Origin of the sequence: Flavobacterium sp. ZT3R18, assembly GCF_007097385.1 — a bacterium.
In the GTDB taxonomy this organism is placed as follows: Bacteria; Bacteroidota; Bacteroidia; order Flavobacteriales; family Flavobacteriaceae; genus Flavobacterium.
The window spans coordinates 146,192-154,213 of sequence record NZ_VJZS01000012.1 but is presented as its reverse complement, the minus strand read 5'-3'; the positions used below and the strand labels follow the sequence as shown (position 1 = coordinate 154,213).

Annotated in this window: 8 protein-coding genes; all 8 read left to right on the top strand. The window is 34.8% G+C overall.

Annotated features, from left to right (window positions below; translation table 11 throughout):
* The first annotated feature begins 938 nt into the window (after nucleotides 1-938).
* Entirely contained in the window at nucleotides 939-1,370 is a 432-nt protein-coding gene (locus tag FNW52_RS13790) for a DUF2721 domain-containing protein (protein WP_143378025.1), read from the top strand.
* Between the two features lie 87 nt (nucleotides 1,371-1,457).
* Entirely contained in the window at nucleotides 1,458-2,360 is a 903-nt protein-coding gene (locus tag FNW52_RS13785) for a DMT family transporter (protein WP_143378024.1), read from the top strand.
* A gap of 121 nt (nucleotides 2,361-2,481) precedes the next feature.
* Nucleotides 2,482-2,865 carry a hypothetical protein gene (locus FNW52_RS13780; RefSeq protein WP_143378023.1) on the top strand — a complete coding sequence of 128 codons (384 nt, stop codon included), beginning with the start codon at nucleotides 2,482-2,484 and terminating at the stop codon, nucleotides 2,863-2,865.
* Between the two features lie 147 nt (nucleotides 2,866-3,012).
* A complete protein-coding gene (aqpZ, locus tag FNW52_RS13775; protein WP_143378022.1) occupies nucleotides 3,013-3,720 on the top strand; it encodes an aquaporin Z in 708 nt (235 codons plus the stop codon).
* Nucleotides 3,721-3,792: 72 nt separating this feature from the next.
* Nucleotides 3,793-4,395 carry an alpha-ketoglutarate-dependent dioxygenase AlkB gene (locus tag FNW52_RS13770; RefSeq protein ID WP_143378021.1) on the top strand — a complete coding sequence of 201 codons (603 nt, stop codon included), beginning with the start codon at nucleotides 3,793-3,795 and terminating at the stop codon, nucleotides 4,393-4,395.
* A gap of 188 nt (nucleotides 4,396-4,583) precedes the next feature.
* Nucleotides 4,584-4,862, top strand: coding sequence for a TIGR03643 family protein (locus FNW52_RS13765; protein ID WP_143378032.1), 279 nt, complete (start codon nucleotides 4,584-4,586; stop codon nucleotides 4,860-4,862).
* Between the two features lie 120 nt (nucleotides 4,863-4,982).
* Nucleotides 4,983-6,848, top strand: a complete 1,866-nt coding sequence (locus FNW52_RS13760; protein ID WP_143378020.1) for a peptidase M61 — start codon at nucleotides 4,983-4,985, stop codon at nucleotides 6,846-6,848.
* 187 nt (nucleotides 6,849-7,035) lie between these two features.
* Complete coding sequence (locus tag FNW52_RS13755) at nucleotides 7,036-7,755, top strand: DUF4369 domain-containing protein (protein ID WP_143378019.1); 720 nt, start codon at nucleotides 7,036-7,038, stop codon at nucleotides 7,753-7,755.
* Nucleotides 7,756-8,022: the final 267 nt, after the last annotated feature.

Sequence of the window (8,022 nt, the reverse complement as noted above, 5' to 3'; positions counted from 1 at the left end):
CTTTTATTTTTCGTCTCGTTTAACTCACATTGTGCGTTTCTCGAAGCGGGTGCAAAACTACAACTTCTATTTCTAACCGGCAAGAAATTTTTGAAGTTTTTTTTGAAAAATTAATTTCAATTTCTTCTTATTTTCTCAGCAGTTTTTCAAGGAACGTTGCGCGTTTAGCGGGGTGCAAAAGTAACTTTCATTTTCGAATCTCACAAGCTTTTTTAAATCTTTTTTGAAAATTTAATTTTCATTTCTTCTTGAACATAGACGCTCTACTTGCCAATCTGCTAATGAACGTCTGCGTTGTTGCGGGTGCAAAACTACCACCTTTATTCGCTTAAACAATAGCTTTTCTAACCTTTTTTTAACCTTTTCTTAAAGTTATTTTTAAGCCATTGGTTTGTTGGCGGTTAGAAATGATGCTTTTTAAGGAGTTGCGTTTTTTTGTAGCCGTTTTTGACTATTTGATCCGTTTTGTCAGCTTTTAGGAGTTGGACTGGGTTCACCTGCGCCTGGATGGGACGCGGATTACACGGATTCGCTAAAGCAAAAACACGGATGGACGCGGATTTTATCTTGAAATTGCTTCTCCTATATATAAGGTGTGGCTTTTTAGTAGCCGAATAGATCCAAACAAAACGGATTCCCCTTTGAAATACGTCTCATATATATAATGTGCGGCTTTTTGATACACTCTTAAATACATAAGATACGTTTTTACGACCAAATGCCTTATGAAAACTGATGCCATAGCCCCGATAGAAGGGAAAATCCTTGTTCGCCGGGGTTCGGCCAACAAGATTGGAATGATAGCGGGAATAGCTCCTGATGATTCTACCTATCACCTATATATTACACACCTCCTCTCTTCTTAACAATACTATAAGACTAGTCCGTTTTTTATTCCTGTTTAAAAAGTCGAACTTTGCAGTCTAAAAAAAACACATATGCCTCTTCACGTAGAAACTCCCACCTTACTGTTTTCGGCCACTTCATTAATTTTACTTGCTTATACCAATCGGTTTTTGACTGTCGCAACAATTATACGCGGTTTGAAAAAAGCGTATAAAGAAAAGGAAAACCGATTGATATTACTGGAAATAAAGAATCTTAACTTGAGATTAACGCTTATTCGCTATATGCAAATGGCGGGTGTGCTGAGTTTATTTTTATCGGTATTCACTATGCTTGTTTTATTTTTAGACTATCAACTGACTGGAATTTATTTATTTGGATTTAGTTTGTTGTCTTTATTACTCTCTTTAGGGCTTTGCTTTTGGGAAATTAATATTTCTGTAGATGCGCTTCGATTGCATTTAAGCGATTTGACCCATAAAGAACTTGAAAAAGAACAACAACCTAGTGTTATAGAAAAATAGACTCCTCTTTAGTATTAAGAAATTGCAATCCCATTCAAGTGGAAATTAGGATTGGTCATCAAAACAATAATTATTAAAAGAAACAAAATGTTTAAAAACAGTGTATTTAAAGGAGTATTTCTAGTAGGACTTGGCGCAACCAGTTTTGGAATGCTGGCCACTTTTGTAAAAATGGCTTATGCGGAAGGATATACTACCGCCGAAGTAACTATCTCCCAGTTTGTATTAGGAATAACAGGAATTCTGATTATTAATGCTTTCCAAAAAGCAAAAAACGACGACGAAGTAGTTAAAGCGTCTAAGAAAAACATATTCCAGTTAATGGTTGCCGGAACATCGCTTGGCATGACGAGTGTCTTTTATTATATGGCCGTAAAATACATCCCTGTTTCAATAGCTATTGTTTTGTTGATGCAAACCGTATGGATTGGCGTTTTGCTAGAAATGCTTTTGGAGAAAAAAATGCCTTCGAAACAAAAAATAATATCGGTTTTTATTGTTTTAATCGGAACATTATTAGCAACAGACCTACTTAAAAACGAGATACAACTTGATTGGCATGGGCTCATTTGGGGAATGTTGGCGGCCTGTTCCTTTACCACTACAATGTTTACGGCAAATCGTATTGCTCTAGGAATATCGTCGGCTCAACGGAGTTTGTACATGCTGCTTGGAGGAGCGGTCATCGTTTTTGGTTTTGCCACAGCAACACAGAATGCTCCCTTTAATTTTTCAATATTCCTAAAATGGGGAATCATTCTGTCACTTTTTGGGACTATAATTCCACCTATGCTTATGAATGCTGGGTTTCCCCTTACCGGAATTGGGCTTGGCAGTATTGTTTCGGCTCTTGAACTCCCTGTGTCTGTTTTGATGGCTTATTTTCTTTTGAATGAAAATGTAAACACAACGCAATGGCTGGGCATTGCCTTAATCTTATTTGCTATTGTACTGATGAATATTAATTTTAGTAAAAACAATAACAATTGAAAAATTAAACATTAAATATTATATTATTGTCTTATTTTTGTTTATACCCAACTACGCTTCAGCTATTTAAAACACTCAAGAGAAAGATCTAACGCAAACAATTGCAAAAAATTTAAAAAAAATGAATCTATCAAAACTCCTCCTATTTGTGGCATTTTTGACTACCTCCATCTCATTCTCCCAAGAACGCTATCTAGAAGTCAACAAGATTAAAATCAAAAATCCAAACGGAACTACTTCTACAGAGAATCATGAGGTAGCATTTCTATTCAACAAAAAAAACAAAACGTGTAGTGTCCGGATTGATTATAAAAATCCTCAAATTTTCACAATTACAAGCGAAAAAAAAGACCCTAAAACAACCGTAAAGACATACGAACTACTACACAAAGACGGAAGAAAGTTTACTGTAATGATAAAAAACAATGACATTACGTTTCTCAATCACAAAATGGGCAAGAAATATGAAAGCTATATTGATTACTCAAGGGTTGAAGGGAAATAAACCCAAGCACAAAAACAACTTAGCATAAAACTTTCATGCAATAATCCTAGGCTATTTCTTTTCATTCTAAGACATTTTATTTCGGCAAAGTACATATTAACACTATTTTTACTAACTTAGCTATAATTAAAACCTAAAATTAACATTATGAAAAAACTATTAGCAGAATTTTTCGGGACGTATTGGCTTGTATTTGGAGGTTGCGGTAGCGCATTATTTGCTTGCAATTTCCCTGGAGCAGGTATCGGTTTTGTGGGTGTTTCACTTGCTTTTGGATTAACTGTTTTAACCATGGCTTATGCTGTAGGGCATATTTCAGGAGGGCATTTTAATCCCGCGGTATCTTTTGGACTATGGGCTGGCGGGCGATTTTCTGCCAAAGAATTACTTCCTTATATTATTGCTCAATGTGTTGGCGCTATTGCCGCAGCAGGAACCTTATTTACAATTGCTTCTGGTAAAGCTGGATTTATGATTGATAATACTAAGGCTGGGGCTTTTGCATCTAATGGATACGGGGCTTTCTCTCCTGATGGATATTCGATGCAATCCGCATTTATTGCAGAATTTGCTTTAACACTGTTTTTTGTATTAATAATTCTTGGAGCAACCGATAAATTTGCGAATGGAAAATTTGCAGGAATTGCTATAGGACTTGCTTTAACTTTAATTCACTTAATCAGTATTCCTATTACAAACACCTCAGTAAATCCTGCGAGATCATTATCACAAGCATTATTTGTGGGAGGAGAGCCATTATCACAACTTTGGATGTTTTGGGTAGCTCCAATTTTAGGCGCTATTGTGGCTGGTTTCATTTATAAAAATTTACTACAAGACCATTCAGAAGCTTAATTTTTGATCCGATATATATTTAAAGAGAAAAAAGAAGTTTAATCCTTTCCTTTTTCTCTTTATTTTTGTGAAATGAATTCACTTTTTCAATCAGATCGCATCGTATTAAATCTACCAGATGCCGAAATCATCTACTTCCCTACTTTTCTTAAAAAAGAGGAAGCCGATGCTGTATTTAATGAATTGATCCTAAATACTCCTTGGCAACAGGATGAAATTACGGTTTATGGCAAAAAACACCTACAACCACGATTAACCGCCTTGTACGGAAATGAAGGAAAGCCATACTCCTATTCTAATATTATCATGCAGCCGCATCCTTGGACATCGCTTCTGCAAAAAATAAAATCTCATATCGAAAGTGCTTCCGAAACCAATTTTACAACAGTACTTCTTAATTACTACAGAAATGGCAGCGATAGCAATGGTTGGCATGCCGACAATGAGAAAGAATTGGGTACAAATCCCATAATTGCCTCACTAAGTTTAGGCGCAGAACGTACTTTTCAATTGAAACACAATTCAGATTCAACCCAAAAAAAGAGCCTCATTCTCGAACATGGTAGTTTATTACTGATGCAAGGAACAACACAACATTTTTGGAAACATCAAATACCCAAAACTTCAAAACCCATTGATTCAAGAATAAATCTCACTTTTCGAAAGATTGAATAGCTATTTGATCTAAATCAGAGAAAATCACGCAAAAAACTGCTCAAAAACATCATACTTTGAAAAAGAATTAAAAATAAAAAATTTTTTAACTTTTAATGAAAAGTGATTATTATTTTTATTAATATTGGTATCAGATTTAAAATCAATTATATTAATCATTAACACCAATTTGAATTAATTTTCACGTGATGAAAAAGAGTAACCGCAAAGAATTGAACTGGGAACAAACAGAGAAACTTGTTACAATGGCCCAAGAGGAAAAAAATCCATTTGAGATTATCAAAAAAGAATTTGGATTAGCTGAAAAAGAGGTTCTGGAAATTATGAAAAAGAAGATGCCCGCAGAAAAATTTGAAATGTGGAAAAAGAAGGCGACAGCAAATAAACCGAAACCAAAACCGCTAAAGATTGATGATTTTGATGAAGATTTAGACGGCAAGTATTACATAAAAAACAAACTTGACTAACCCAAAAAAACTCCTTTAATTAGGAGTTTTTTTATGACTTTTGTTTTTTACATTTCTTTTCATCATTCCTGTAACAATTGAACTCTTTCAAATACTTATTACCAAACAAAAAATAACAAAATGAAAAAATTACTATTTACATTTGCTTTTTCTTCTTTATTTTGGGCAGGTAAAGCCAGTACTACTTCAACATCTGTAGACCCTAAAAAAGAAAAAATTGAAGTTACCATCAATTTAAACGATGTAAAAGACGATCAAGTTCTTGTTACCGTTAAAGCTCCAAAAATCAAAACAAACGAAATCACTTATAGTCTTCCTAAAACAGTTCCCGGCACGTATTCAATAGATGATTACGGAAAATACATTGCCGATTTTAAAGCTTATGATAGCAAAGGAAATTTATTGACTGCTACCAAAACTGACGATAATACTTGGACAATCAAAAACGCTAAATCCTTAGCAAAAGTTACCTACCTCGTAAACGACACTTTTGATACCGAAAAAGGAAGAGGTTTTGGAAAAGATGACGTATTCTCTCCAGCCGGTACCAACATTGATGCCAACAAAAATTTCATGCTGAACTTACATGGATTTGTGGGTTATTTTCAAGACAAAAAAGAACTGCCTTACACAGTAACGATAACCCACCCTGCCTCACTTTGGGGAGCTACCTCAATGATAGACAAAGATGCATCTGCAACAAACGATGTTTTTGAGATGCCACTTTATTCAGAATTATTAGAAAACCCGATCATGTATTCTAAGCCAGACTACACTACTTTTACTGTAGATGGTATGGATATTCAAATTGCGGTTTACTCCCCATCAGGAAAATTCACTGCAGAGAGCATCACTCCAGAAATGAAAACAATGATGACGGCTCAAAAAACGTTTTTAGGGAAAGTAAACTCTACAAAGAAATACACCGTTATTTTGTACCTTTCTACAATGACTCCCACCGATGCAAAAGGTTTTGGAGCATTAGAGCACCCAACAGCTACTACAGTTGTTATGCCTGAAATGATGCCAAAAGACGAATTGGTAAAACAAATGAAGGACGTTGTTTCTCACGAATTTTTTCATATAGTAACTCCATTAACGATCCACTCAAAAGAGATTCAATATTTTGATTACAATGCTCCAAAAATGTCCGAACATTTATGGATGTACGAAGGAGTAACCGAATATTTTGCTAATCTCTTCCAAATCAATCAAGGATTAATCGAAGAAGATGAATTCTATTCTCGCATAGCCGAAAAAATACAAGGCGCTAACGCTATGAATGACACTATGCCCTTTACAACAATGAGTGCCAATGTATTAACAGAGCCTTATAAAGATCAATACTTAAATGTATATCAAAAAGGAGCATTAATCGGTATGTGTTTAGACATTCAAATCAGAGAAAGCAGCCAAGGAAAAAGAGGCATATTAGATTTGATGCATCAATTATCCAATGAATATGGAATAACAAAACCATTTAATGATGCTGATCTTTTTGCAAAAATAACGTCATTAACTTATCCAGAAGTGGGTGCTTTCCTAACCAAATACGTATCAGGACCAACTCCGATACCTTATTATGAGTATTTAGCAAAAGTCGGGGTTACCAAAACTACCAAAAAAGTAGCGGACGGAATATTCCTAAAAGATCAAGTTCCTTATATAGGTGTTAACAAAGAAAATAAAGAAATTTTTGTAGCTCCTAATAAACAACTAACCATTTTCTATACCAATTTAAATCTTAGGGGTGGAGATGTAATCCTTGCCATAAACGACAAACCGTATTCTCTTGATAATATATACGACATGATTTCTGAAAGCCAAAAATGGAAAGAGAATGATGCCATTACAATCAAAATAAGAAGAGACGGTAAAGAGGAAATAGTAAAAGGAACCGTAAAATTACCTTATATAGAAACCGAAGGACTTGAAGCGACCAATTCTTCAAAAGCAGCATTAAGAGCCACTTGGTTGAAAGGATAATCTTCAAAAACAACACCCAAATCCCAATCTAGAAATAGATTGGGATTTTTTTTTAAATTCGATGCCATTACAAACCTCCATTCCAACAATTTTCTTTATTTTGCGCCAAAATTAAAAAACTATGAAATTGCCACGATTCTAAACAATGGCGGTAACCTGTTCTAAAAAAAATAAACATTAATTACACATGAAAAATTCTATCATTGCTTTTGTTACACTATTACTTTTGGCCGCTTGTAACAAAAATGAATCCAAAACCAGTCTGCATCTTACCGGAAACATCAAAGGATTAAAAGAAGGTACATTGTATATTCAACGCGTAGTTGACACCTCTCTTATTGCAATTGACAGCATCAAGATTGATGGAAATTCAGCTTTCACAAGCGATATTGACTTAAAATCACCAGAAATGCTCTATCTATATCTTGACAGAGGAGTTACGAATTCTCTAGACAACAACATCATGTTTTTTGCAGAGCCGGGTACCATAAACATTGACACCAACCTAGACTCATTTATTGCAGGAGCAAAAATAACAGGATCAAAAAACCAAGAATTGTATGAAGAATACAAAAAGATAAACTCTCGTTTCAATGACGAGAATCTAACTTTGATTCAAGATAAATTTAATGCCATTAAAAGCAACAATACCAAAGCGATAGACAGCATAAACGAAAAACAAGACTCCAACATCAAACGTAAGTACCTTTACGCCACCAATTTTGCAGTAAACAACAAAGACCATGAGGTTTCCCCTTATATTGCTTTAGCCGAAATCTACGACATCAACATCAAATATTTAGATACCATTCAAAAATCGATGACTCCAAAAGTAGCCAATTCATTATATGGCAAAAAATTGACTAAATATGTGACTGAGATTAAAAAAAGTGAAGCAAAACAGTAATCAAAACTGTTCTATATATCAAAACCGCCTTTATCATCAAGGCGGTTTTTTTGTATCCATAATTCAAAGTATTAGGGCGAGACCTCATTATAAAAAGGGGCTACTTCACATACCGCCTATTCGCCCCTTTATATAATGCGGTCGGGCTATTGCCACTTCGGTAATTTGGCGCTATCCCTCTCGCGAGCCATTAGGAATCGACAACGATTGTACCTTTGTTAATTCTGATAGTTATCGAAAAAGTCGTCTCACTAGCAAAACCTCTAT